We start from the raw sequence: 24,997 nt of genomic DNA on the forward strand, positions 1-24,997 counted from the left end.
AGTGGATGTGTGGGACCTGTAGTGCACAGCGAAATGTTATTTTTTATAGTGTCGACTCTTTCTCAGAGTCGACACTACTTTTTATACAACTCTCGTAGATTCTGTCAGTTCGTCCGAGGTTTCCGTGCCGTCATAGTATCCGTTTGAGCGCTTTTCCTTGGGGCATCCAACAGCAGGCCCCGGCGTGTTCGCGTCCTCAAAGTCGTCGGTTGCAAAGATTGCACACCGAGCTCAAACGTCAGATCTGTGCTCTCGGGGTTTTCCTGCCGCTGATAGGCGTACCGCCCCATCAGTGCGCCACTGATCATCCATGTCAGCGGGACGAGGGTTGCATTCGGAATCAACTCCACAAGATTGGCTGCCATCACCAGTGCCAACCCCGATGTTTCAAAGCCAAATCTTCGCTTCCGATGCTGAAACACCAAAAATATTATGGGCAAGGTCAAAAGGCCAAAATTAACTATATACCCCAACCAACCTCCGGCCCCAATGGCTATGACCCAAGCGCCGTCAGTAACGCTCAAGGATTCACCGGAAACAGGATCGTACACCAGATTACGCCCCCAACTTCCCCAACCCGCTAGCGACTTTTGATTGGCCCGGTCCAATAACATATCCTCGTGGCGTAGGCGGAAATTCAGTGAAGCGGCACGCTCTTCGCTGAATTTCAGGGCGGTGTTGTAGATCTCTTCGGTTGGCACCCAGCCGGCTCCGCGCAACATAGGGTAGAAAAGAACGATGACGGCTAGTGCCGAAGCTACAACAAGTTGCCCCCTTGCCCTCAAAAACAGGGCTGCGGGTAACAGCGCTAATGCAATGACAAAAGCGCCGACACTCTTACACAGAAACAGTACCCCTAAGAGCCAGAAGGTCGCGATCCGCCACAATCCTCGTTTTGAAATCCGGTCTTTGCATCGGGTTAGTGCTGCAGCGGCCAGAATTGCCATTGCAAAGAAAATACCCACCCACAGCCCATGATGCAAAAAGACGACTGGTCGGAAACCTCCCGCTCTCATGTGTTGGAGAAAGTCGTGCGGGAAAAAGCCATATATTTTGACGTTTAGCTGAGGACTCATCCGCACCTCGAAAAGCGCTAGCACCGAATAGCACAAACCCGCAACACAGAGAATCTTGAGAAAAACTATATGGCTTTTAGGGCTTGCAATGAACCGGCGTGCCAACAGAAAGGGAATGATGGTAAAAAGCTGAATTCCCATCATCGACAGCCCGTCATAGAATGTTAACCCTCTGATGAGAAAGGGACCGGCAAAAATGGGTTCTCTATTGGTGAGCATGGTCAGTAAGGGCGATACAAACATCAAAAACAGCAGAATGTTGATTATCAGAACCCCTAGTGATTTGTGTTGCGGCGCGCGTATTAGCGGCGCTGCTGGCATCCCCTTGCGCAATGCCTCGCGCACCTGAGTCCGCACGGCCACAACACACATGATTGCGGCCATGACACTCGGCATTGAGTATTTATTGATAGTTGGCACCATTGGCAGATCAATCCCTACTCGGCTTGGCAGCAGTAGATAGCCAGCAATGATTGAACAGATTAGTGCGTGGGTGACCGGCAGTCTCCGGAACAGAAAAAAGACGACGATCGGCCAGAGGTAGAAAACTAACTGTGCAGTGGCATTAGGCATTGCAAAACCCAGTCATCACCTTGAAACTCGGGGCGGTCCGGCTGATATGATATGCCATGAGTTCCACCCTCGCCAAGTTTACGCTTTTTCCCTGCTACAACGCCGTTACCAAAAGTTGCAGCCCGGCGTCAGGTGTGGCTAACATATGACAGCTTCATCAGACCCAGGGAAAATAATCTAGCGGGATCGACTCCATTTATTGGGGCGAATTGGGCTACCGATTAAGACCGCATTTATCCTCAACCGGATTATCGCCGTCGGTGCCAGGACGCTTTACATCAAACCTGAGCGTCCATCTGAAAACTGATATTGTAAAAGCTTCAATAGCAAGCGGGTAAAGTATCCTTGATCTCCTCCCTTGCGCTGTTCGCTGAATGATCCTTGATCCATGACAAAACGCTCGTCAAGAACAAACGCCGTCGGGATGCGACGCCCCCTTGACTGAAAGGTTCTCGTTCAAAAAGGCCGAGCTACTGGTGCTCCCAGGTTATCATGCAGAAGGTCCTGCTATGGCTAGGAAGAAATCAAACGGCGGTGGCACCAGCCGGGTGAAGAGTTTGTTTTGGAAAGCGCGAACTGAATAATTTTTCAGTTTTTCCTACCTAATGGATTTCCAACAAGATTCGCATATGGATCGTAGTTCCAGAAGTCCGGATTAAGTTGCGGTTCAGGAAGGTCATTACGCAGATGGGCATCCTTTAGTTCGGCCAAAAAATCGTGGTTTCCGATTTGCAGCATACGTAAACCAGAATAGCTTACCGGATCACCCTCCGTGGGATGGCGTGATACTATCCCTGCATCAGAAAAATCTGTGTGTTCCTGGAGAAATTCTTTGACCGCTTGGTCAATACCTTGGTGAAAAGCGTCGTGCAGCAGAATTGTAGCCTTTGGTGCCAAATGCTGCACAACACCAGCCAGATCAACTTTTACCGCCGCATACGTGTGGACAGCATCAATAAAGACGAAATCAGGTGCCCCACCCAGCGCTTCAATAGCTCTTGGGGTGTCCTCGGGCGAAAAGCCTTCCACGCCGGCAAACCTTCCAAAGAGTTCTTGCTTTCGAGGTCGAAAAGCACTTAGGTCCGGATCAAGACCAACCGCCTTCCCTTTTCCATTGGCTTCCATTGCTGTCGAAACAATCCGGGCGCTCCCCCCCCATCGTACACCTATCTCTAGATACCGGGCGGGTCTCAGCCCCCTAATCAAGCCATACAATGCAATTCGATCACCAATCGGCATATCATGCGGTTCACGGAATACAACGGCAATATTCTCCGGCGATCCCAAAAGACGAGGCCTGAAGGTATTTGTCACGGTTTCTCTAGTCGTTGATGCAAGTTTTTTGAAACGACTTTTAATGCCAAATCTCAAAGGTATTACTCCAAACTGAAAGCACCAGACGGTGCTGTACATCTTTTATAGACGGATGTTTTTGCCACGTTCAACCTTCGCGCTCAAATGCCAAGTAATATTTCGCCCTAGTTTTATTAGCTTGGGGTTTCGGTAATGGGGGGCCTTTTTAGCCAAGCGGTTATGCGCAACATGATTGGTTCGCCAGAGCGGTTTAGGTGTATCTGTTCGTGCCCGTCCTGCAACCTGTCGCGGATTTCGGCTGAGATCCATTGAGGGCATGCTTCGGTCCATGGTCAGCGCTTTGGTTCCCTGTTTGAAGCTGGTTCGATGTAAATCAGATTTGCTCACCTCATAGGAGTGCCTGATCGAAGTCAGCAACGGGCCAGAACTCCACGACCCGGCGGAGGGCGCTCCAGACCACCGTAGATCGCATGCAGCTACGGTTCCGTCTCAAACTACACGTCGTCAGATGTGCCTTGAGGTAAATCGTTTTGATCATAGTAGTTTTTCTTCGCCGTGATCAGCGGCCAAGCCAGCTGTCATCTAAGCAAAGACGCTTTTTTGGCTTCACCGCTTCAATCGATTGCAGAGGACCCTAAGCTGGCCGCATACCCATCTTGACGAGCACTACAATGCTACTCATCGCACGCCTATCAGCTGCACCAGATTTGCCGTGGGCCTTCGAGAAGTAGGGCTTCAAACGCGCCATAACCAGAAAGTACTAAAAATATTTACCGTTCGTTTTCGAGCCGTGAATCATGCAAAAAAAATCGAAATTTAATGGATCCTGAGGCACCCGCACCATTTGAATGAACACCGGTGAACGCAAGTTCCTTCGATTTCAGCCAATACGCGAGCCAGCATATCGACATGATTTGCAACGCTAGACACGACAAAAACATTAACATGATCGGTCATCGCAGCAATTCGGTCGACTCAGTGCTTTAATATAGGGATATCCTACCATGTTCATAAATGAGTAGATTTAAGCCAGTTCAGAAAACGACGACTTCTGAAATTCAGAAAAGATTTTTATTACTTCTTGTTCAAACTCTCTCCGGGAGTAATTTCGCAGGATGGTTTCAGAGGCTTGCAAACGGAACTCATCAAGAGGTTTTGGATTCTCCCTATAACGAGCTATGACTGCGATAACTGTTTCATACAACATCATCAGGTTGTCTTCAGGTACTGGAAAGCCACTAGTATCATTAAAAAATTCGTCTCCTCCAATACCGGTGTAGCCAATAACCAACGCGCCCGTTGCCATCGCCTCAGCCGCAGGAAGACCAAATCCTTCTCGCTCGGGTAGCGACAGAAAGAACAAAGATTCGCGTAGCAAACGCGCAGCTTCATCAGTGGAGACACCGTCAATCGGAACGAAGGGGATATTCTGCAAACTGGGCACCGCTTTTAAAGTCTTGATCAACGCTGCAGAATCTCGCCCACGTTTTCGCGGCATGTAAGCGATCTGAAACGATTTGTGTTTCTGATAAGCATAAAGGTCATTAGAAATATACAATGGCACTTTTTCTGGCTCTGCACCAAAGACCATTCTGCTGCCAGCGGAACAGGCTTCGGAGCTTGAAAGCGACTTAGAAAACCGGTCTCCTTTGAATCCTGGGCGCGCATAAGCACGTATCAAGGTAAACGGATTCTGATTGAACAATATGAGCCGCAAATGGCGAGGCAAACTGTCCGGCAACCAATCTGCAACATATTCGGGAACAATGACAACATCATCAGCTTCCACTAACCATTCCGGACAAGGAACAGTGTTGCTAAGAGGTTTAGGGTTGTGGCGCAAGGCATAGTCACGAAATACTCGCGCGACATGCTTTAGTCCAGCGTTGGTGTTTGGTGCATGAACGAAAGTGGACCAAACTCTTGGAGCCGTTACTACATGGCACTTATATTCAAAATCCGGCCGACCGTATAAAGCAAGCGCTTCTATCCCATTTGCATTGAGAACCTCAATGATGTCAAAGACCACTGAAATCCCTCCCCGTGCAACCGGACTATCAGGAATATAAAACAAAAAGCGCATCAGTGATCATTTCGTTCTGTTTTATCCAATGTACAAAGCATTCGATATCCCCTGTTTAAAATCGCAGGCATCAACGGGTAGATAGTGAATGTGACCTGATCTGAAAACTTTTTCGTTGTGATGTAAAGTTTATTCAGCCTTTTCAAAGGGCAAACAGATGTGAAAAGCCGTTTCGTAGAAGCTAAAATCATCAGCGCTATCAAGGAACAGAGAGCAGGTGAGAAGACAGCCGCGTGTACCGTTACTATGGGATCAGCTAGTGCTATCAGCTCAACCCTGTTTGCTACAGCCGGGCAGGTCAGCGACTATGTTGGAGCTCAAGCTTTGCTGAGCGGCGTACCGGATGTCGACTGGTTGCTCGAGGACTGAGGTTGTAATGCTGATTTGCTTCGAGAAACGCTGAAAGAAAAGAACTACCCGCCTGTATCCTCGGTCGAAAACAGCGAAAGACCACAGTCGAATACGAAAAGCGAAGATACTGCGGAATGGTTATGCTACTTTAATCCAGCAGGTTCTTCAGATATTCACCGTATGTAGACTTGGCGAACAACTGGGCGCGTTCTTCAAGTGCCGCATTATCTACCCAACCATTGTCCCAGGCAATCTCATCCAAGCTACCGGTCTGCATGCCCTGCCGTTCTGTGAGCGTACGCACGAAGTTACTTGCGTCCAGCAGGGACCAGTGTGTGCCGGTATCCAGCCAGGCAAAACCGCGGCCCATGGTCTGCACGTTCAGCAGACCTTCGTTCAGATACATCTCAAGCAGGGATGTAATTTCCAGCTCACCACGCTCGGAGGGTACAACCTGACGCGCCCGCGCTGGCGCATCACCATCAAGGAAATAGAGTCCGGTCACCGCATAGTTTGAGGGCGGTACTTTCGGTTTCTCGATGATGCCGCGTACTTTCTGACCTTCGAAGTCGACCACGCCGTAGCGTTCGGGGTCGGCAACACGATAGGCGAAGACTGTTCCGCCGCTCTCTTGCGCATCTGCAGCACGCAACAGGTCCGGTAGGCCATGGCCGAAAAAGATATTGTCCCCCAGTATCATAGCGGACGGGGCACCAGCCAGAAAATCCTTGGCCAGTGTATAGGCCTGCGCCAGACCGTCCGGCGACGGCTGCGTAATCCAAGTCAGCGACAGACCGTACTGGCTGCCATCGCCCAACAGACGCTGGAACTGCTCCTGATCCTCTGGCGTCGTGATGATCGCGATCTCACGGATATGCGACAGCATAAGCACGCTTAGCGGGTAAAAGATCATCGGCTTGTCATAGATCGGCAGCAGCTGCTTTGAGACCGCCATGGTGATCGGATACAGCCGAGTTCCTGAACCGCCAGCCAGAATAATACCTTTGCGTCGCATGATCTATCCTTTCAAAGCAGGGCTATCGGTGACCTTCAGCTCGGCCAGCACCTGCGCCAGGCCCGCTTTCCAGTCAGGCTGTCCAAGCCCGTAAATCTCATTAAACCGTGAACACTCCAGCCGCGAATTGAGCGGTCTGGGGGCCGGGGTCGGGTAATCTGTTGTTGGAATATCGGTGATCTGAGTGGACAGACCTGCCTGCGAGACAATTTCGCGCGCGAAATCGGCCCAGCTGATATTGGGTGCCCCGGAATAGTGAAACAGCCCGCCTTCAACATGCCCTCTGGCCTTGGCCATGGTCAGCAGCGTCTTGGCAATATCCGCCGCCGGGGTCGGCCCGCCGATCTGGTCGGCCACGATGGTCAGGCTATCTCGAGCCTCAGCCAACCTCAGGATGGTTTTGACAAAGTTATGGCCGTGCGCAGAAAACACCCAGCTTGTCCGCAGGATCGCATGCCACCCCCCTGCTTGGGCGATCTGGCGTTCTCCCTCCAGTTTGGTTTGGCCATACACGCCCAGCGGGCTAGTCGGGTCTTGGACAGCCCGAGGCGAGGCCCCTGCCCCGTCAAAAACATAGTCGGTCGAGATATGCAGAAAAGGCAAATCACGGTCTGCCGCAGCGCGCGCCATGGCACCCGGTGTATCGCCATTGATCATCAGGGCCAGCTCGACCTCATCTTCGGCCTTGTCGACCGCCGTATAGGCGGCGGCGTTGATGATCACATCGGCATCCGTGTCGCGTATCGCGTCAGCGCAGCTTTGTGGATCGGACAGGTCCGCTTGGGACCGATCAAGCGCCTCGATGGTGATGTCATGCGCCGACGCATGCCTGCGCAGTTCCATGGCTACCTGTCCGCTATGGCCGAAGACCAGCGCTTTCATCCGGCCACCCCGAGCCGCACTCCGACGCCGCTGCGGTCCTGCAAGGCGGACAGCCATGCGCCATTGTCCAGATACCACTGAACCGTTTGCTCCAGCCCGGTTTCAGGCGTGTAAGAAGGCCGCCAGTTCAGTTCATCCCGGATACGGGCCGGGTCGATGGCATAACGACGATCATGGCCGGGGCGGTCGGTGACAAACGTGATCAGATCGGCATAAGGCGTTTTGCCCGGCTTCAACCGGTCGAGGATCGCACAGAGCATTTTGACCAGATCGAGATTGGTCATCTCGTTCTCACCGCCGATATTGTAGCTGCGTCCCAGCTTGCCTTGCTCCAACACCAGCAACAGCGCCTCGGCATGGTCTTCGACATGCAGCCAGTCGCGGATGTTGTCCCCTGCCCCATAGATCGGGATCGGCTTGCCGGCCAACGCGTTCAGGATCACAACCGGGATCAGCTTTTCAGGAAACTGATAGGGACCGTAATTGTTTGAGCAATTGGTCAGAACCACAGGCAGGCCGTAGGTTTCATGCCAAGCCCGGACCAGATGATCCGACCCCGCTTTCGAGGCCGAATAAGGTGAGTTTGGTTGGTAGGGGCTGTCTTCGGTAAAGAAGCCTGTCTCGCCTAGTGACCCAAAGACCTCATCGGTCGAGATGTGATGGAAGCGGAACGTATCGGGTTTGCCAGCCTCTGCCCAATAGGAGCGTGCAGCCTCCAGCAGCACATAGGTGCCGGTCACATTGGTTTCGATAAAGGCCGCCGGACCATCGATCGAGCGATCAACATGACTTTCGGCGGCCAGATGCATGATGGCATCGGGTTGATGCTGGCGCAGAATGGCCGCCATCGCGGCGGCGTCCCGGATATCGGCATGTTCAAACGCGTATCCGGGCGCGTCGGCAACCAAAGCTACATTGTCCATACAGGCCGCATAGGTGAGGGCATCGACATTGACCACCGAATGACCATCGGCGATCGCGAGTCGAACAATGGCAGAACCAATAAAGCCCGCCCCGCCGGTGATCAGAATTTTCATTGCGCGCCCTCAATCGTGAACGGGGTGGCCATGTCTCGCAAAAATGGTGCCTTTTTATCTTTATCGGACAATTGTGGTGTGGCCATATCCAGCGGCCAATTAATTCCAATATCGGGATCATCCCACCGAATGGCGCCCTCTGTTTCCGGCGCGTAAATATCCGAGCATTTGTAAATGATCTCGGTATCCGGCTCCAATGTCATGAAGCCATGCGCGAAACCTGCCGGCACCAGCATCATCCGGCCATTCTCCGAACTGAGTTCCTCGGCAATCCACCGGCCGAACGTAGGCGAGTCTTTACGGATATCCACGGCTACGTCAAACAACCGCCCTCGCCCACAGCGCACCAGCTTGGTCTGCGCTCTTGGCGGTGCCTGGAAATGCAGGCCGCGTACGGTACCAACGGCACTTGAGACCGAGCGATTGTCCTGAACGAACACCGTCTCGACGCCTTTGGCGGCAAAACTGTTCCGGTTGTAGGTTTCCTCAAAGAACCCACGCTTATCGCCAAAACGTCTAGGTGTGATCAATACAATATCCGGTAGTGCAAGGGGTACTATTTCCATAATCACACTTTTTCAATCAACTATTCAGCAGTATCGTATCACTGTATTAGCCTAGTTTGTTCTTTGCATTGCCACTGTGTTTGTCAATGTTTTAGTATCTTCGCTTTTCGTATTTGACTGTTGCCTTTCGCTGCTTTCGACCGGGATACAAGCTAGTAGCTCTTTTGTTTCAACGTTTTCGAAGCCAATCAGCGTTACAACCTCGGTCCTCGAGCGGCCAGTCAACATCCGGTAGGCCGCTCAACAAAGCCCGGGCTCCAACATAGTCGCTGACCTGACCACTATTCACTCGAAGATGCCTTTCTCGCCCCAACGTTTCCACCGACTGTAGAGCGTTCTTTGATTGTGGCCTTGTCAAGCGTGGGAGGATGATGTCCGTCCGAGGTAGTGGTTCTCTTCGAGGTCGCATTGAGCGCCTCATGATGGTTTTGGTGGCGAATCGTCTCCAATGTTTTGTGCGGTGTATCGCACCTAACCATCCCATACTCTACAGCGAGATCGACCAACCTCCGTCCCGTCGGAGCCGCGCTCCCCGCTTCAATAGTGCTAACTCAGATTAGGAGGTGGCCTCCTATGTCCATTGATAGTCGGTTTCGTTTTTTTACAACTCCAGCATGATCACGACGATTTTGCGAGCCGTCGCAGCTTCCGCAAGGCGCCGTCCGGCCAGTCGCACGGCCCAGCTCTTCAGCCGCGAGAAACGTTTCACTTGGTGGATCACGCAGCGCGGCGGAAATCTATGCATCATACCCCTCGCCAGCAAGCAAAATCATTCGGCGATCAAGATATCATCGGTTTGTTAAGACCTATGGAAAGGGATAAGGTTGAGCTGCCACCATAAGACCAATAGTGAAGGTGAAAGTGAATTCCTGTCTGCAAGCCTTCGAAAACACGATGTAAAAAACTACCGGCCACTCAAACTAACCAACCAGACTGCCTGTGCAATCCGCCAGAGGTGGAGGTCAATGATGGGAAAAACCTCGGTCTATTCGGTCTATGTTGTGACACATATATGAGCTTGGCGAGAGGCAATCCCGCATCGAATGGCAAACGGCGGCTTCCAGTCCGCTTTTGAAACCATGATAACTTCGGTTTGGGCTTTCGCCTCCAACGCCTGAACTAGCAACAAATTTTGACCATCCCGTGTAAGCGGGGTAATCTTTTCGTGCCAAAAAATTCTTAAATGCTACGGAGGTCCCATCTTGCTGCTCGCACAGGAACAGACCCTACCAATAACAAAGGGTAATCAAGTGACACAAGTCGTTGTCCGATGTTTCGCGCGCGAAACATTGGCTCGGACCCCCAATCAGTTTCGAAGCTCGGTATGAAGTGCATAGGTCTTGCCAAATAGCACCAGAATTCTGCCATCTATGGGCAGTGTTGAAGAAAAGCAATCAATGAGTTCACTTGTATGAGTAAAGTAAAAGGTTTTCTATTTGACCCCCTTTAACAATATAGAAAACCAACATTCTTACTGGAATATTGATCTGCTTCGTCACACCGGTAGCGTCGACGCCATAAGAACAAGTAAGAGTTCAAAAATATCAAACTTCTAGTAGTACTTAGTTATGGCAAAAAATTTCATTATCCTATTTACAGCACGCGAAGGCAGCACGGCTATTGTCGACGCCCTGAGCAGACACCCTGATATTTCGGTCCCAATACTTGAGGAACTGGATAAATTCTGGATAAAGCATTTTTATGATGATATTGACGTTGTCCGTGAAATAGACAGCATTTTTAGCTGTAACGATTTTCGCCTTGGGGATGACTGGGCGTTTCGCAATTACGTTTCAGACAATAAGAGAGGCAAAGACGTTGCATCTATCGGGTTCAAATGGCGCCCGCACGGGAAGATAGCCCAGGTTGCGCGAATGATGCAGAAGCGGAACGTGGTCCTTTTCGTACTGTTTAGGAGCGATTTCGACGAACTCTGCGCCAGTCTGTATGTTGGTCAGACTTTGGCTGCAGGTGACGACGGTAGCCAACATACCCAATTCAGATTCGCGCGAATGTCAGATGAAGAAAAGACAGCTTTTCGTGAAGAGCTTGAAGGCCAAGTAGTTTATGCCCGCTTCCGACCGATATTTTACATAATGGTCCGGCGGGTACTGCGCGCATTACAGCTCCGCCTTATTGCCGGGAAACTTTGTCGATCAGGTATCCACGTACGTGCGCTCTACTACGAGGACTTCCTGCAATCCCCTGACCGCTTCTTCGCCAAAATCTGCCATGAGCTGCAAATTGCGTCTGTTGGGGCAGAAAGTCTGATCAAAGGACAGAAAATGCAAAAAACCACTAGAATTCCTGCGACAAAAAGGATTTCAGGATTCAGCCGTATTCAAAAAAACCCTCTGAGCAAACTTATGCGCCTGACCTATACTTGGACCATATCGCGAATAAAGCCTGCTGGCAGTTGACCCGGTACTGAGCGGGACGCAAAGTGCATCAGACCTGTTCCGCCAACCATATTTTCAGCCGCTTTTGCAACGTATCGCTCATACCCGTCAGCATCACGGTTTCGCCGCTAGCGGACCAAGTCAGGGTGAAAGGGCCAATGGTCTCTTTTTCAGGCGTAGGCGGTTCTTGGGCCTGTTCGCCCCCTGGCCCTGCCCGGCTTAACCCGCTCAGTAGCGCGGCCTCAGCCTCGGCTGTATCCGGCTGCGCCTTATTCAGTTCCCGCGCGATGCGCACACCCAAAGCCGGGTCGCCCTTCAATGCTTTCGACAGGCTCAGCCCCAGCCGCTCGGGAATTGCGGCGGCAAAGCGCAGGTGGTCGTCAAGCGCGTGGTAGATGGTGATGAACGACCCGATCTTGGAACGTTTCGCCCGGCTGACCGAAGCGAATAATCCGCGCAAGGCTGACGCTTCGTCTGGATAGACCCCCTGCTCTGCCGCACGCGCAGCGATACGGGCGCGCTCATAATAAGACAACCCAACCCGGATTTCGTTTTCCTCAACCATCGCCAGATATGCGTCCGAGGCGCTCTCTGGACGTCTCAGCAGCGCCTGGACGGTGGCGAAACGGTCTTCTCCGGTTTCCGCGTGCAACGCCTTCAGCGCTGTCAGGCGGCGCCAGCCAGAAATCAGGCCGAACCGATCTTCGGCCAGCTGGACCAATTCAATCGGGGTTTGCTGGCCACGGGCGCGGATGCTTTCGACCAGGGCCGACATCTCTTCCCCATCCACTGCAATCCGGTCGCGCACAAGATGGGCCTCCTCGATGGCCATCAGCGGTATCTGCTGCACCAACCGGCCCTCGGCCCGCGCGGTTCGGATCTCAGCACTCAGATCGTCAACGGCAGCCTGCAGCGCCGTATCACCAGCCACTTGCGCGATAGGGGGCGCAGATTGAACGGGCGGGAACATGGATTTCGTTTCCGGTGTGATGTCGGGGGTTCCGGAAGACTGGAAGTCGGCGCGGGCAGGGGTCAGTCGTTTGCGTTTTGCCATGTCAAATCCTCCTTATCTGCCGTTCATAGACTCTGTTGCATGTCGTCCGACCACCGATCCGTACGGTGTGCGTGGCAGGTGTTTCGCGCGCGAAACATTCATCAGGCAGGGCAGGGGGGTCATACCGCCACCTCGGGCTGCTCTTCAGCGATCCGGGCCAGCTCCTCGCGCCGCCAGATACCCAGAACCAACCTCTTGAAGGCGGCATAGGTTTCGTCGAAGGTCTCGCGGCCCCGTGCATAGGTCTCGCGGTTGAAATCGCGATAGTCCGCCTCGTAGATCCCGTTCACCTGTTCCCCGGCCTGACCGATCAGTGCGGTAAACTCCTGCCGGTGGGGCGACAGAGCGCTGCCCAGATAGGATTGCATCAAACCAGCCAGCTCTGCCTGCTGGGTACCGTCATAACGCGTGATAACGGTGCGCACCGCGTCCCATTCAAAGGCCATCTCTTCGCGTCCCAGGGCACGGGCGGCCATGTTTTCCCCCTCCTCGATCGACTGAAAGGTCGAATGCAGCATGTCAAAGAACCGCCCCGTGGAATCGAACTCCAGGAACGAAGCCCCCATCGGGACCAACAAGATATCGGCCGCAGCCAGCCCGTTGATTGTCAGATAGCCAAGGGCAGGGGGAGTATCGAGGAAGATCAGATCGTAGTCGTCCAGAACACCATCCGCCTCAAGCGTTTCAGTCAGAGCATCCCACAGCTTCCAGCCGCGGGCCTGCATCCGCCAGACTGGGATTTGGAACTCGGCCCAGTAGAGGTTCAGCTGCGCCCCGATCAGATCAATATTGGGCCAGTGTGTTTTCTGGATAAGGGCGCTGGCACGCGTATCGAGCGCCTCCATCAGCGTGTCGTCGATCGGGTGGGGCGTCTCACCTCGGTCCAGACGTCCCTGATTTTCACGGCGCAGATATCCGGCATAGTGACGTGCCAGCAGGGGAAACACGGTCTGCCATTCATCAGTGACCTTGCCACCGAAGATCGATGTCATGGATCCCTGGCTGTCCAGATCAATCACCAGAACCTTGTAGCCATCCAGTGCCGCTGACATCGCTAGATGCGCGCAGGTCGAGGTCTTGCCAACGCCGCCTTTGAAGTTGGCAACCGAAACAAGCTTGGCAGGTAGACCCTCGGGCCGATAAGGGCGGTACTCTTTTGCTTTCGATCCTTCTGAAGCAAAATGAGTGCGCAGCCGCAGCACCTCATCCAAGGTGAACCATTTGGCGCCGCCTTCGGATTCTGATCGCCCCTGGGGCAGATCCGGGTTGGCTTTCAGGACCCGACGGAAATGGGGTGCCGCAACCGGGATCAGGTAACGGGTGATTTCCCAGGTGGAAAACAAGCGTAACTGTCGTGTTTCTCCATCTTCCAATCCCCGACTCGCTAGGTCTTCGCGCCCCTGAGAGCAGGCCCCGGCAATAGTTGCAAAACTGGCTGTGGTTGAAGGATCCCCCAGTTCGGCAAGGGCGGTGTCGGGATCAATATTGAAATAGGGTGGAAGCCCGTCTTTCGGAGATAACGCCATGTTCTTCTGCTCGATATGCTGTGTTTTCACCATAGTATCACAAAACATGACATATGGAAGAACTAACGGCATCAACCGATATTTTCTAAGTAAATCAAGGGGCTGGAAGTGTAGAAATCCGTAGGTTTTAGGCCTTGTCGAATTTTTTTTAGTTAGAATATGGTTATTTATTAGTTACGGTATAGACGTCAGTAACATAAAGTGTTGAAAAACAATGTATTTTAGCGGCTCTTTTGAGACAGAGTGAATCTGAACCCACGATCAAGTGACTCTGATCCCACGTTGTCCTGACTCTGAACCCACGATCCGATGCTTTACCCGGTCTGTGGATAACTTTAGGGTAAGCGTCAATAAAACCACGAAAAAAGATTCGGGCAGATCAGGGGCAGAGGTATGGGCTGGGACGTTTCAGTTCTGAGTGATTTTTCATGAGCGTGGATATCCCTGCCGGGGCAGGGGGGCTGTTGCCCGAGAGGCATCCGACAGCGGATTTCTTTGTTTGCGATATCTTCGATGCGCTGCCCAAGACGGACATGGGATCAATGGAGCATCCGATGTTCTCGCTGTCCACACGCCCGGATCGGCGCATCCTGAACTATGAGCATAACGGGGTCGAGATCACCGTCACACCCTCGGTCCGGGGGCTGGCGACGATCCACGACAAGGACATCCTGATCTTCTGCATCAGTCAGTTGATGGCTGCGATCAACGCAGGCCGCGCCGTCAGTCGGGTGTTGCACCTCAAGGCGCACGATCTGCTGGTGGCAACTAACCGGGAAACCTCGGGCGATGGCTACAAGCGGCTGCGCGAAGCCTTTGAACGGCTGGCCGGTACTCGCATCACCACCAACATGGTCACCGGTGGGGTTGAGACGACCACAGGCTTCGGCTTGATCGAAAGCTGGGAGATCGTGCGCCACACGCGGGCAGGGCGGATGGTCAGCGTTTCGGTCAAATTGTCGGATTGGCTGTTCCGGGCGGTGCTGGCGAAATCGGTGCTGACGCTCAGCCGCGACTACTTCCGCTTGCGCAAACCGCTGGAGCGGCGCATCTACGAGCTGGCGCGTAAGCACTGTGGCCGCCAGCCCGACTGGCGGGTGTCGGTCGAAACGCTGCTGAAGAAATCCGGTTCAGCCTCACCGCGCCGGGTGTTTCGTAAGATGCTGCGCGACATGATCGCCGCCGATCATCTGCCCGACTATCACCTGGAAGAGGAACCGGGGGATATCATCCGTGTCAGCCGCCGGGATGTGGTGGTCGAACCGGGGCAGGGCCTGATCCTGAAACCCGAGACTTTGGAGACCGCTCGCACCCAGGCCCCCGGCTGGGACGTCTACGCGCTGGAGGCCGAGTGGCAGGCGGTTTGGGTCAACTCGGGCCGCAAACCTCTACGCAGCCCCGACAGGGCATTTCTGGGTTGGGTGGCGAAACAGGTGTTACCAAATAGTTGAATGATGGCCATATAGGATCTTTTGCCGCTAGGACACATAGTCATTCCTTTAGTGTATTCACCTAAAGGATGAAGGAATAACAATCTTGAACGAGGACGCAACGGTGCATGTTTTTTATCTATTCTAACGCTACGGCTTTGCACAAAGACTTTGTCGAGAGCCGAATGTCGCGCACTGACTGTGCTCGACAAAATTCGCGGGAACCGGTAACAATTGTCAGCCTAAGAACACCAGTGTGGTAGTCAGAATGGCCTCGGTCTCGGTGATCATCCCGACGAAGAACAACGCGGACACGATCAGAATCGCAATCGAAAGCTGTTTGTCGGATTGCGCGGTGGGCGAGGTCATCGTTGTGGTTCAGCCCTCGCAAGACGCAACAAGAGATGTCGCGCTTGGGATCACCGATCCACGTTTGTCTGTGGTTGAGGATGAGGGCCACGGCATTTCGCGCGCGATGAATATTGGAATGACCGCGTCATCTTGTGCTTATCTCGCAAAGGTCGATGGCGACGACATCGTACCCAAAGGTCGCTTTGATTCGCAGTGCAGGTTCCTCAATACGCATCCCGAGATCATGGCAGTTTGCGGCGCTTTCGCTGCCATCGACAATGTGGGTCAACACCTTTCCTCGTTCGCGACAGACCGGGCGGAAGGCGATGTAACAGAACAATACCTAGCACAAGAACGCCCTACACACCTCGGTAGCTGGCTCTGCAGACGCGAGGCGTGGGAGGAGGTCGGCGGGTTTCGCGAATGGTTCGTTATTGGCGAGGATGTCGACATGGCATTTCGCTTGGCTATCTTGGGCCGTGTCTGGTTCATCCCGGACGTTTCGTATCTGTATCGTATTAGCGAAGGCTCAATCACACGCACACATGCAAAGACGCTCCGCGATTTCTACGATGCGCAATCAAGTCTCTTCGCAAGGCAACGCATTGTCTCAGGAACCGACGATCTGGAACAGCATCAACCGCCCCCTGTCCCTGTGCTGGATACCGAAGCGCACGAGATTGGCGGTGCTGAGCTCCACGAACAGCAGACCGTCGGATTTCTCGAGGCCCGCGCCTGGAGAGAGTTTCACGATGGACGGCGGCGTACAGCTTTTCATACAATTATACGAAGTTCTTCCTACGCAAAAGGATGGCGCAAACTGCGTCAAGTACGCAGCCTTTTGGTCATGATTGCTAAAACCGCGATCGCTCGAAAATGATCATGCCTTCTTCCGACTGAACGTTGCCTCCTGAGTGGAAATGTTGAAGGATACGCTAACAATCAAATTGGACCAGTCATATGATGCTGCTCACCGTCGATTAAGTACTTTGGGGATACCCATTTTTATTCTGGGTTCTAAGTACTTGAAAGCAATAATGGATAGGACGATAGAAATTCCCGTACTGGCAAGTATGAGGAAGATAGCACTGCTAGTGTATAAAATCTCAACGTCACCAAAAATGAAATACACCCACGCTATTGCTGCAGGGTGTAGCAAGTATAGTGCGTAGGAGGCCCCGCCAGCTACAGCGAAAGCACTAAATATGCGTCGATCCTTACCCGTTCTTTCCAGCGCAACGACCCCAACTAGCAAGAATGCGCTTGGAAGGCCCCAAGAAATGACGCTGGGAAGCCGTTCATATCCCAACCAGAAGCCGAGCGTAAAGCCAGTTCCAGCCATCAATAGAGCCGCAAGGGGCAAGAAGTTGGGTAAATTTTCGCAACGTATAAAAAACCAGGCTATCCAAGAACCAGCTAGAAACTCGATCAACAAAGAATTGGTGGCAACGCTGGCCCATGAATTCTGCGGCACATCAAGAAAGATACCAAGGATGACTAAGAGCAACAAAGTAACTGAGAGAATAACCAAGCTGAGCTCCAAGTTCTTCTGAAACGCTAAAACAATCGCGAAGCAAGCGTAAAAGAAAATTTCATAGCTCAAAGTCCAGCCAACGAATATGATTTGGCTTGAGTGACTTGGAAACAGCAACAGCGATTTTAACCAAGAAATTGGATCAGCGGGTAGGCCGCCCTGGTTCAACATTGTCGCTGTGACAACAGTAGCGAAGCAAATTAGCCAATACTCTGGAAAAATTCGATCGAAACGCTTCCACGCGAACAAAACTGGATCGGCTTTCCCAAATCTCGTGGCTTGTGTCCAGACCATTACAAACCCGCTAATCACAAAAAAAACATGTACTCCTACAGCACCAAATCTGAATGCGTAATTCCATGCGGCCGGATCAAAGGCGGCCTTGTATGCTAAAGGATGCCATGAGTGATGCAAAACAACCAATAGCGCAGCAACAAACCTTAAGAATTGAACGGAATACAACACAACTGAAACAACCGCTACCTCATCCGTTGAGTTACGCAGATTCGCTTGGCTCACGCAATATACGACTTCTATTTGAAGGCGGGGTGCAACACGCTCTGCAGCGTATCAATTCAAACAAAATTCTTGCGACATGGCCCACTAGGTCCAAACTGTTTCATCTATAATATGAGCCAATCTCTTCTAGAATTAAGTAGCGGGGTCTATTTTTCGGTTGAGTTTTCGAAATAGTGAATCGTCTTCTCCAGCCCGGCCGCCAGATCAACCGTAGGCTCCCAACCAAGCATGCTTTTGGCCTGAGTTATGTCTGGGCAACGTTGCTTAAGATCATCCTGTGGTAAGTCTTTGAAGATGAGCTTGGACGGTCCCGCGGTTTTTGCAGAATGGTTTCCGCTAGCTCAAGAATGGTAAACTCACCCGGATTGCCAATATTGATAGGGCCAGCCACTTCGCATCCAGAACTCATCATGCTGACAAACCTTCTACTAAGTCGTCTACATAACAGAAGCTACGCGTTTGTTGGCCATCGCCGTGTATAGTGATGTCCTCACCTTTTCAGTGCCTGAACGATGAAATTAGAAACGACACGCCCACCACTTGGATGTATTCGTGAACCATACGTGTTGAGGATACGGGCGACTTTAATCCCCAAATTGTGCTGACGGTGGTAGTCAAAGAACAGGGTTTCGGCGTAGCGTTTTCCCTCCTCATAGCAGGAACGGATCCCGGTCGGATTGACCCGCCCCCAATCACTCTCTTCTTGGGGGTGAACTTTGGAGTCCCGTAGACTTCACGGGTTGATGCCTTCAAAACTCGTGCTCCGATAAGCTTGGCTAAGCCCAACATATTTATAGAACCGTGAACGCTGGTTTTTGTGGTCTCAACCGGATCCCGCTGATGATGTACCGGCGATACCGGGCAAGCTAGATTGTATACTTCGTCCACTTCAACATAGAGTGGGCAAGTTATATCTTGTCGGATTAACTCAAAACGGGTGTATTTAAACAGGTGGACTATATTGTCTTTTGTTCCACTGTAAAATTTGTCGGCACCCAGAACACCATGATCTTACTCGAGCAGTCGCTCGCAAAGATGTGAGCCTAGGAAACCAGCACCACCAGTTACTAGAACTCTTTTCCTATTGGATATTTTCAAGCTAAAGGCTCCAAAATCAAAATGTGGACTTTGTAGATATCGAGTGTAAAAGAGCAATGGAAACGTTCTTAACTTTACCATGATTGGTTCATCCGCAGTCGGGACAATCAGCTTGGCGAGAATACTGAGTAACTACCTCGATACTTTTATGTTTAAATCTAAAGAGTCAGAATTCTTTGCTTGGCCTGAGCTTAACACTTTAGGGATTTCTTATTGTGCTCGGTCCAATCAGATGCATTTTTCAAAACTCGGAAATTGTCGGAGCTATTCAGATCTGGTCACCCGGGACGTTCTGGATGTTGACTCCTTTGTTGTTGCCAAGGCTACCGCAGCAAAGATCAATATTTTGTGGGAGCTTTTTTTTGATGGAGTGCAACTTAGGCAGGCGGCCTGGAGCTTGAACAAGCAGTTGGGTCCAGGTTTCCTACAGGGGCCAAGGAGAAGATGAAATTGCTTTTTGGTCTATTGATGCAAGATAGCATCGGCACCGGCCGGGCAGCAGTTGTCGTATTGGGCAATCGTCAACCCAGACAGGATCGGGTAATCACGCCTCCCCCATGATCACTATACACCCAGATCATCAGGATCCGACGCCTAGCCCACCAGGGCTGAGCATCATCATCCCGGCCAACAATGAAGAGTGTTTCATTGGCCCCTGCCTTGATGCGCTACTAACACAACAGGGCGATGCGGCGCAGGGGGTCGAGGTGATTGTCGCCGCAAATGGCTGCACTGATCGAACGGTTCCACTGGCGCAGGGCTATGCTGACCGGTTTGCAGTGCGGGGCTGGGGGCTGACGGTGCTGGACATACCCGAAGGCGGCAAGCTGATGGCGCTGAACACGGCTGATGAGATAGCAAAGGGCGCGGCCCGTGCCTATCTGGATGCCGACGTGATTTGTTCGCCGCCGCTGATCGGGCAGGTACAGGCTGCGCTTGCAACCGAAGCCGCAGTCTATGCCACCGGCCGGCTACAGGTGGCGCGCGCCCAAAGCGCCGTTACCCGCGCCTATGCCCGGCTATGGTCGCGGCTGCCTTTTATGAAGACCGGCAATGCTGCCGGCGCCGGGCTGTTTGCCGTCAACGCCGCAGGCCGTGCGCGTTGGGGAACGTTCCCGGACATTATTTCGGACGACACCTATGTGCGGCTGCACTTCGCCCCCGACGAGCGCGTCGAGGTCTCGGCCCCTTTCACCTGGCCTATGGTCGAGGGGTTCGCCAATCTGGTTCGGGTGCGCCGCCGTCAGGATGCGGGCGTGGCTGAGGTCTATCGCCATTACCCGGCCCTGCGCCGCAATGCCGTCAAAACCTCACTCGGTTTGCGGAATGCAGCCGCTTTGTTCTTCTCTGTACCAGTTGGGTTTCTGGTCTATACCTGCGTTCACCTCATCGTGCGTCTGAGCCCCGGCGGGCCGGACTGGACCCGGGGGCGATAATGTCTCTCACCCATTCCATGCCAGCCAGATCAGATATGTCTCAGGACACCCCTTCCCAGCAGACACGGACCGGCCCGGTCGCCTATCTGACCGGCGAATATCCGAAAGTGTCCCATACCTTCATCCAGCGCGAAATTGCGGCGCTGCGCGCCCTGGGCACCCAGGTCGAAACCTGCACTGTACGCCGCGCCAATCCAAAAGATGTCGTGGGCGAGGATCAGAAAGCGGAAGAGACCAACACGTTCTGCATCCTGGACACGGCTCGTGCACCGCACCGTCTGCTCGGTGCACATCTGCAAGCGTTGCGCACAGCACCAGGGCGATGGTTTTCGGCGCTGTGGCTGGCCTGGCGCACCCGCTCGCCGGGGGCCAAGGCGCTGCTTTATCAGCTGTTCTACTTTGCCGAAGCCGGAGTACTGGCTGCACGTCTGAAGGCAAAGGGTGTGGTGCACTTGCACAACCATTTTGGAAATTCAAGCTGCACTGTGGCGATGTTGACCAGCGAGATCTCGGGCATTCCCTACAGCTTTACCGAACACGGGCCTGCGCTTTTCTTTGAACCAATGCGTTGGCGGATTGATGAAAAGATCGCTCGCGCGCGATCCATTGTTGCCATCAGCCATTTTTGCCGTTCGCAGCTGATGCTGTTTTCCGACCAACAGCACTGGCCCCGCATATCAATCGTGCATTGTGGCATCGACCCCGACCGCTATGGCCACAATCCCCGTGACAGCTTTGGCAAGCGCGTGCTGTTCGTAGGGCGGCTGGATGCGGTCAAGGGCGCACCGCTCCTGCTGCAGGCCTTTGCTGCGCTGCGGGAAGATCACCCTGATGCCACGCTGACCCTGATCGGTGACGGCGCGGACCGCCCCGCACTTGAGGCGCAAGCGAAAACGCTGGCTCTGGGTGATGCGGTCACCTTCGCCGGCTACCGGCCGCAGGAGGCGGTGGCCGATTTCCTGGAAGAGGCTGACATGCTTGTCCTACCCAGCTTTGCCGAGGGCGTGCCGGTGGTGCTGATGGAAGCGATGGCCAGCCGCATCCCGGTCATTGCCACGCAGGTCGCGGGCGTGTCGGAACTGATCACCGATGGTGAAGTCGGATTTGTGGTGCCGCCAGGTGATGTGTCTACCCTGATCGCACGGATGCAGACCCTGCTGAGCGACCCCAATCTTTGTCGCCGCATGGGTATCGCTGGACGGCTGAAGGTGCGCGCCGATTTCAACACTATGAACGAAGCTGCATGGCTGCGTACGTTGCTGTGTGAAAATCCCGATCCCAGCAACCCGCCCGCCCGGCCGCAAATGCAACCCGTAGGCGCGGAATAGGAGGCCGGGATGAGCGATGCGCAGACCTCTCCCCTACCTAGGATCGGCGTCGTGCTGATCGGCCGCAACGAGGGCGACCGGCTGATCAACTGTCTGAACAGCATCCCGCAAAGCGTCGGACGCATCGTTTACGTGGATTCCGGTTCGACCGATGGCAGCGTCGCAGCCGCACACGCGGAGGGGGCGCAGGTGGTGGAACTGAATCTTAGCCAGCCCTTTACCGCCGCCCGCGCCCGCAATGCCGGCTTTGAGGCGCTGCGCGCGCAGGGCGATATCGATTACGTGCAGTTCGTCGATGGCGATTGCACCCTGCATCCTGATTGGATTGATGTGGCCGCAGCCTTTCTGGGCAATCATCCGCAGGCGGTGGTGGTTTGCGGCCGTCGGCGTGAGATGTTTCCCGAGGCTTCGGTCTATAACCGGCTCTGCGACCGGGAATGGAATACACCGGTGGGTCAGGCCAAGAGCTGCGGTGGCGATGCCATGATGCGGTCTGATGCCTTTACTGCCGCGGGTGGTTTCAACCCGGCGCTGATTGCTGGCGAAGAGCCCGAACTGTGCGTACGCCTGCGCCATCGGGGCGGCGAGGTCTGGCGTATCGATCACGAGATGACTACCCACGATGCGGCCATGACGCGGGCAGGGCAATGGTGGAACCGCATGCGCCGAGGCGGCCATGCGGCCGCCGAAGGTGCCGCGCTGCACGGGGGGCCGCCCGAACGGCACGGCGTTGCCGCCCGCACCCGGGCGCTTTTGTGGGGCGCGGCGCTGCCGCTGGCAACCCTGCTGGCGGCGCTGTTGCTCACACCTTGGGCGTTGCTTTTACTGTTGCTCTACCCCGCACAGGTTCTGCGGCTGGCGCGTCGCGACAGCTTCTCAAGCCGCGCCGCCTGGGAACAGGCGTTTTTCCTGACCTTGGGCAAGTTTCCCGAGGCCTTGGGCGTGTTGGAATTTCAACTGCGCCGCCTCACACGCCTTCCTGCGGGGCTGATCGAGTATAAGTAAAGATTTCGCCCATAATGCGCGCCGATCAGATTCAAACTCAAAAGAGCTCAGGCATCTGTCAAAATGGAGCAGCTCACTAACTACCTCCATTGAACGGTGGAGGCTAGGGAGTTTATTTCTGTGCCCACCGCTTACAAGGCCCTTCTCGGAGTCGTCTCGCCGCGGTTTCCTCTCGAAATTCACGACGTCAGTCTCAGAAGAGCATAAACGGTTATATTAATTATTTTGCCCAAGATCGGCTGCGATAAGATGATTTGCAACACAACCACCCTATCCTGTCATACTCGTCGCAATTGGACCAAGGACAAATTTGCCTGAGAATTGTCCATTTAATTTTAAGTCCGGAGCCCAAATGACCCAATGGAAAACTTGAGGCCTACAGCTTTGCAATGTCAGAAAGGGCTATCGGAATGTGCCGCCCAGTTCGGCATTGGTAGCTTTGAGAAACTCGACGGAGAGGTCAGGAAATAACACTGCGGAGCAAAATCATAGAGTTCTCAAAAGGCCGCTTCATCACATAATTGGAAACGACTATTTGCAGTATAGCCTTAGGTGTTCACTGCCATCTTACGGAATGTCGCGTTTTTAGCGACCAGTTCGTCATAGGTGCCAGACGATGCGATCTGTCCTTGCTCGAAGAAATAGATCGTATCGCAGTTGCGCACGGTGCTCAGTCGGTGAGCGATGATGATGATGGTCTTGTCGGCTCGGATTCTCTGCACCGCCTCCATCACCACGCTTTCAGTGATGTTGTCTAACGCTGATGTCGCCTCATCCAGGATCAGCAACGACGGATCGGAATATAGCGCGCGAGCAATACCGATGCGCTGACGCTGGCCACCGGACAGGCGCACGCCGCGCTCACCGACGAATGTATCATAACCTTGTGGCAATTCGTCGAGGATGAAATCGTGCAGCGCCGCGATACGTGCGGCCCGTTTAACGGCAGCCATGTCTATCTCTTCCGGAGGCACTGCAAAGGCAATGTTGCGTGCGATCGTGTCGTCGGTCAGGTAGATGCTTTGGGGCACATAGCCCAGTAATTGCTGCCAGCGGCGGAGATTGCTCGCGGTAATGACGGTTCCATCGGCCACAATCTCGCCGGTTTTGGGCTTCAACAAGCCCAGCACGATATCGACCAGCGTGGTCTTGCCCGCCCCCGAACCGCCGACTATACCAATAGTGTTGCAAGCCCGGATGTTAAGATCGATTCCGTGTAGGGCTGGCTGTTCTGCGGTGGCATAGGAAAAGCTGAGATTTCTGATTTCGAGACTTCTATCAAGCGACAGACAATCACCCGGTTCGGCAATCTCTGCGGACAGATGCTCAACCTGTTGCCCTGCGTTTACGCATTCGGCGTGGATATGTTCCAATATTGATGACCCGGTCCGAATTGCCGCCAGATTCTGATAAATTTGCTGCGCTACCGGCAGAAACCGCATGACTGAAAAAAAGAAGATACCCAGCGTTGGGATAATCTCGACCAGATTCCCACTGCTGCGCAAAAGCAGGAGTAGCACACATGCCAACAGGATGCCGATTGTTATAGCCTCCAGAAAGAACCTCGGCAGGGCGCGCAGAATTTCATTGCGCGCACTATAGTTTGCTTGGCGCAATGCTGAGTTTTGAAATCGACTTATGTAGCTGTCCTCCAGCCCCATGAGCTTAACTTCTTTGAAGCCGTCCGTGGCTTCCTGCGCCAACTTGAACCGCTCTTCATTGGTCTTTAATATCTTTTGGCCCAAAACCCTCAACACATTACGAATATTGATATAAATCCCAACATAACTGCCACTCATCAGCAGGATAGCGACTGATGATAGGACTGGCTCGACATAAATCAGGAAGCTGATGATACTGAGGCCCAGAATTACATTCGCTAGAACACGCATACTTGGGGTGATGATGAGCCCCACGAGTAGATCGACATCGTTTAGGACGCTTTTACGGATACTGGCACTGTTGTTTTCCAGAAACCATGCGTAGGGTCGGTGCAGATAGCTTTGCAGCAACTGGCATGAGATCTTGTAACCCCGCATCGTCGAAAAGCGAATGATCAGGTAGGTGCCGCCCGCCTTGATCAGCAGACCCACAACGACCACTAGAAGCACCGCAATCGACAGAAACACCAGAAAGGCATATGTGGTGGAAAAACCACCAAAGTCGTAGACCCATGACAGAACGTTATTTGTCTGAATCTTTTCAGGTATAGCCAAGACGTTCAGTAGCATCAGAACCGCCGAAATACCCAGCACTTCGGCAAAAGCAACAAGAACCATCAGGCCCATGATCAGGTAAAAGGCCCGCCTTTCCCGGTGGTCGAACAGATCCATAATTTTTTTATAAATACCGAACATACTACCAAATACTCTTTTAACCTTTTCTCTATTCGCGCCTCAATCCGACTTTACTAATAATTC

Annotated in this window: 22 protein-coding genes and 3 pseudogenes; 8 read left to right on the plus strand and 17 right to left on the minus strand. The window is 53.3% G+C overall.

Translation table 11 applies throughout. The features are described from left to right. Positions 1-104: 104 nt before the first annotated feature. The 3 genes from J7394_RS21310 to J7394_RS21320 all read right to left on the minus strand — a co-directional run bounded on the left by J7394_RS21310 (position 105) and on the right by J7394_RS21320 (position 5,046). The gene (locus J7394_RS21310; protein WP_209255987.1) at positions 105-1,649 is read right to left on the minus strand and encodes a hypothetical protein; all 1,545 of its coding nucleotides are present in this window, start codon (positions 1,647-1,649) and stop codon (positions 105-107) included. Positions 1,650-2,237: 588 nt separating this feature from the next. Then, positions 2,238-3,020 (minus strand): class I SAM-dependent methyltransferase, encoded by a 783-nt coding sequence (locus J7394_RS21315; protein ID WP_209255988.1) that lies wholly within the window; start codon positions 3,018-3,020, stop codon positions 2,238-2,240. Between the two features lie 967 nt (positions 3,021-3,987). Further along, a complete protein-coding gene (locus J7394_RS21320; protein WP_209255989.1) occupies positions 3,988-5,046 on the minus strand; it encodes a glycosyltransferase in 1,059 nt (352 codons plus the stop codon). 276 nt (positions 5,047-5,322) lie between these two features. On the opposite strand from J7394_RS21320, the pseudogene J7394_RS22955 reads away from it, so the two are divergent. Further along, positions 5,323-5,525 (plus strand): annotated as a pseudogene (locus J7394_RS22955) (IS5/IS1182 family transposase); the annotation flags it as partial. A 20-nt stretch (positions 5,526-5,545) separates the two neighbouring features. Here the strand turns inward: J7394_RS22955 and rfbA are convergent. From rfbA to J7394_RS21345, 6 genes and pseudogenes are all read right to left on the minus strand, one after another. Beyond that, positions 5,546-6,412: a glucose-1-phosphate thymidylyltransferase RfbA gene (gene rfbA / locus J7394_RS21325; RefSeq protein WP_209255990.1), complete on the minus strand. Its 867-nt coding sequence runs from the start codon at positions 6,410-6,412 to the stop codon at positions 5,546-5,548. A 3-nt stretch (positions 6,413-6,415) separates the two neighbouring features. Further along, complete coding sequence (rfbD, locus tag J7394_RS21330) at positions 6,416-7,294, minus strand: dTDP-4-dehydrorhamnose reductase (protein WP_209255991.1); 879 nt, start codon at positions 7,292-7,294, stop codon at positions 6,416-6,418. Then, positions 7,291-8,331 carry a dTDP-glucose 4,6-dehydratase gene (gene rfbB / locus J7394_RS21335; RefSeq protein WP_209255992.1) on the minus strand — a complete coding sequence of 347 codons (1,041 nt, stop codon included), beginning with the start codon at positions 8,329-8,331 and terminating at the stop codon, positions 7,291-7,293. Before rfbB ends, rfbD begins: the two co-directional genes overlap by 4 nt. Beyond that, positions 8,328-8,897, minus strand: coding sequence for a dTDP-4-dehydrorhamnose 3,5-epimerase (rfbC, locus tag J7394_RS21340; protein ID WP_209255993.1), 570 nt, complete (start codon positions 8,895-8,897; stop codon positions 8,328-8,330). The genes rfbB and rfbC overlap by 4 nt, the downstream gene beginning before the upstream one ends. A gap of 94 nt (positions 8,898-8,991) precedes the next feature. Continuing rightward, a pseudogene (locus J7394_RS23190) lies at positions 8,992-9,216 on the minus strand (IS5/IS1182 family transposase); the annotation flags it as partial. Between the two features lie 282 nt (positions 9,217-9,498). After that, on the minus strand, positions 9,499-9,645 hold the full coding sequence (locus J7394_RS21345) for a hypothetical protein (RefSeq protein ID WP_209255994.1): 147 nt from the start codon (positions 9,643-9,645) through the stop codon (positions 9,499-9,501). An 820-nt stretch (positions 9,646-10,465) separates the two neighbouring features. On the opposite strand from J7394_RS21345, the gene J7394_RS21350 reads away from it, so the two are divergent. After that, positions 10,466-11,317, plus strand: coding sequence for a hypothetical protein (locus J7394_RS21350; RefSeq protein WP_209255995.1), 852 nt, complete (start codon positions 10,466-10,468; stop codon positions 11,315-11,317). A 28-nt stretch (positions 11,318-11,345) separates the two neighbouring features. Here the strand turns inward: J7394_RS21350 and J7394_RS21355 are convergent, their stop codons facing one another. Then, positions 11,346-12,350, minus strand: a complete 1,005-nt coding sequence (locus J7394_RS21355; protein WP_209255996.1) for a ParB N-terminal domain-containing protein — start codon at positions 12,348-12,350, stop codon at positions 11,346-11,348. Between the two features lie 119 nt (positions 12,351-12,469). Beyond that, positions 12,470-13,876, minus strand: coding sequence for an AAA family ATPase (locus J7394_RS21360; RefSeq protein WP_209255997.1), 1,407 nt, complete (start codon positions 13,874-13,876; stop codon positions 12,470-12,472). Positions 13,877-14,304: 428 nt separating this feature from the next. Between J7394_RS21360 and J7394_RS21365 the strand changes: the two genes are divergently transcribed. Further along, the gene (locus J7394_RS21365) at positions 14,305-15,327 is read left to right on the plus strand and encodes a replication initiator protein A (RefSeq protein WP_209255998.1); all 1,023 of its coding nucleotides are present in this window, start codon (positions 14,305-14,307) and stop codon (positions 15,325-15,327) included. A 216-nt stretch (positions 15,328-15,543) separates the two neighbouring features. Here J7394_RS21365 and J7394_RS23195 read toward each other — a convergent pair whose 3' ends face one another. Continuing rightward, positions 15,544-15,675, minus strand: a complete 132-nt coding sequence (locus J7394_RS23195; RefSeq protein ID WP_371812128.1) for a hypothetical protein — start codon at positions 15,673-15,675, stop codon at positions 15,544-15,546. Here J7394_RS23195 and J7394_RS21370 point away from each other — a divergent pair. Continuing rightward, on the plus strand, positions 15,635-16,537 hold the full coding sequence (locus tag J7394_RS21370; RefSeq protein WP_371812125.1) for a glycosyltransferase family 2 protein: 903 nt from the start codon (positions 15,635-15,637) through the stop codon (positions 16,535-16,537). The genes J7394_RS23195 and J7394_RS21370 overlap by 41 nt on opposite strands. A gap of 90 nt (positions 16,538-16,627) precedes the next feature. Here J7394_RS21370 and J7394_RS21375 read toward each other — a convergent pair whose 3' ends face one another. From J7394_RS21375 to J7394_RS23210, 4 genes and pseudogenes are all read right to left on the minus strand, one after another. Then, complete coding sequence (locus tag J7394_RS21375; RefSeq protein ID WP_209256000.1) at positions 16,628-17,710, minus strand: acyltransferase; 1,083 nt, start codon at positions 17,708-17,710, stop codon at positions 16,628-16,630. A gap of 408 nt (positions 17,711-18,118) precedes the next feature. After that, a complete protein-coding gene (locus J7394_RS23200) occupies positions 18,119-18,196 on the minus strand; it encodes an NAD-dependent epimerase/dehydratase family protein (protein WP_371812126.1) in 78 nt (25 codons plus the stop codon). Between the two features lie 4 nt (positions 18,197-18,200). Further along, positions 18,201-18,377 (minus strand): NAD-dependent epimerase/dehydratase family protein, encoded by a 177-nt coding sequence (locus tag J7394_RS23205; protein WP_371812127.1) that lies wholly within the window; start codon positions 18,375-18,377, stop codon positions 18,201-18,203. Positions 18,378-18,436: 59 nt separating this feature from the next. After that, positions 18,437-18,709: pseudogene (locus J7394_RS23210) on the minus strand (GDP-mannose 4,6-dehydratase); the annotation flags it as partial. 211 nt (positions 18,710-18,920) lie between these two features. Here J7394_RS23210 and J7394_RS21385 point away from each other — a divergent pair. The 4 genes from J7394_RS21385 (at position 18,921) to J7394_RS21400 (ending at position 22,577) form a co-directional block, all read left to right on the plus strand. Further along, entirely contained in the window at positions 18,921-19,256 is a 336-nt protein-coding gene (locus J7394_RS21385) for a hypothetical protein (RefSeq protein WP_209256001.1), read from the plus strand. A 109-nt stretch (positions 19,257-19,365) separates the two neighbouring features. Then, on the plus strand, positions 19,366-20,244 hold the full coding sequence (locus J7394_RS21390) for a glycosyltransferase family 2 protein (protein WP_209256002.1): 879 nt from the start codon (positions 19,366-19,368) through the stop codon (positions 20,242-20,244). Next, the gene (locus tag J7394_RS21395; protein WP_247748357.1) at positions 20,244-21,572 is read left to right on the plus strand and encodes a glycosyltransferase; all 1,329 of its coding nucleotides are present in this window, start codon (positions 20,244-20,246) and stop codon (positions 21,570-21,572) included. Before J7394_RS21390 ends, J7394_RS21395 begins: the two co-directional genes overlap by 1 nt. 9 nt (positions 21,573-21,581) lie before the next feature. Further along, the gene (locus J7394_RS21400) at positions 21,582-22,577 is read left to right on the plus strand and encodes a glycosyltransferase family 2 protein (RefSeq protein WP_209256003.1); all 996 of its coding nucleotides are present in this window, start codon (positions 21,582-21,584) and stop codon (positions 22,575-22,577) included. 548 nt (positions 22,578-23,125) lie between these two features. Here J7394_RS21400 and J7394_RS21405 read toward each other — a convergent pair. Then, positions 23,126-24,934, minus strand: coding sequence for an ABC transporter ATP-binding protein (locus tag J7394_RS21405; protein ID WP_209256004.1), 1,809 nt, complete (start codon positions 24,932-24,934; stop codon positions 23,126-23,128). Positions 24,935-24,997 lie beyond the last annotated feature (63 nt).

Source organism: Ruegeria sp. R13_0 (assembly GCF_017743995.1).
Lineage (GTDB): Bacteria > Pseudomonadota > Alphaproteobacteria > Rhodobacterales > Rhodobacteraceae > Ruegeria.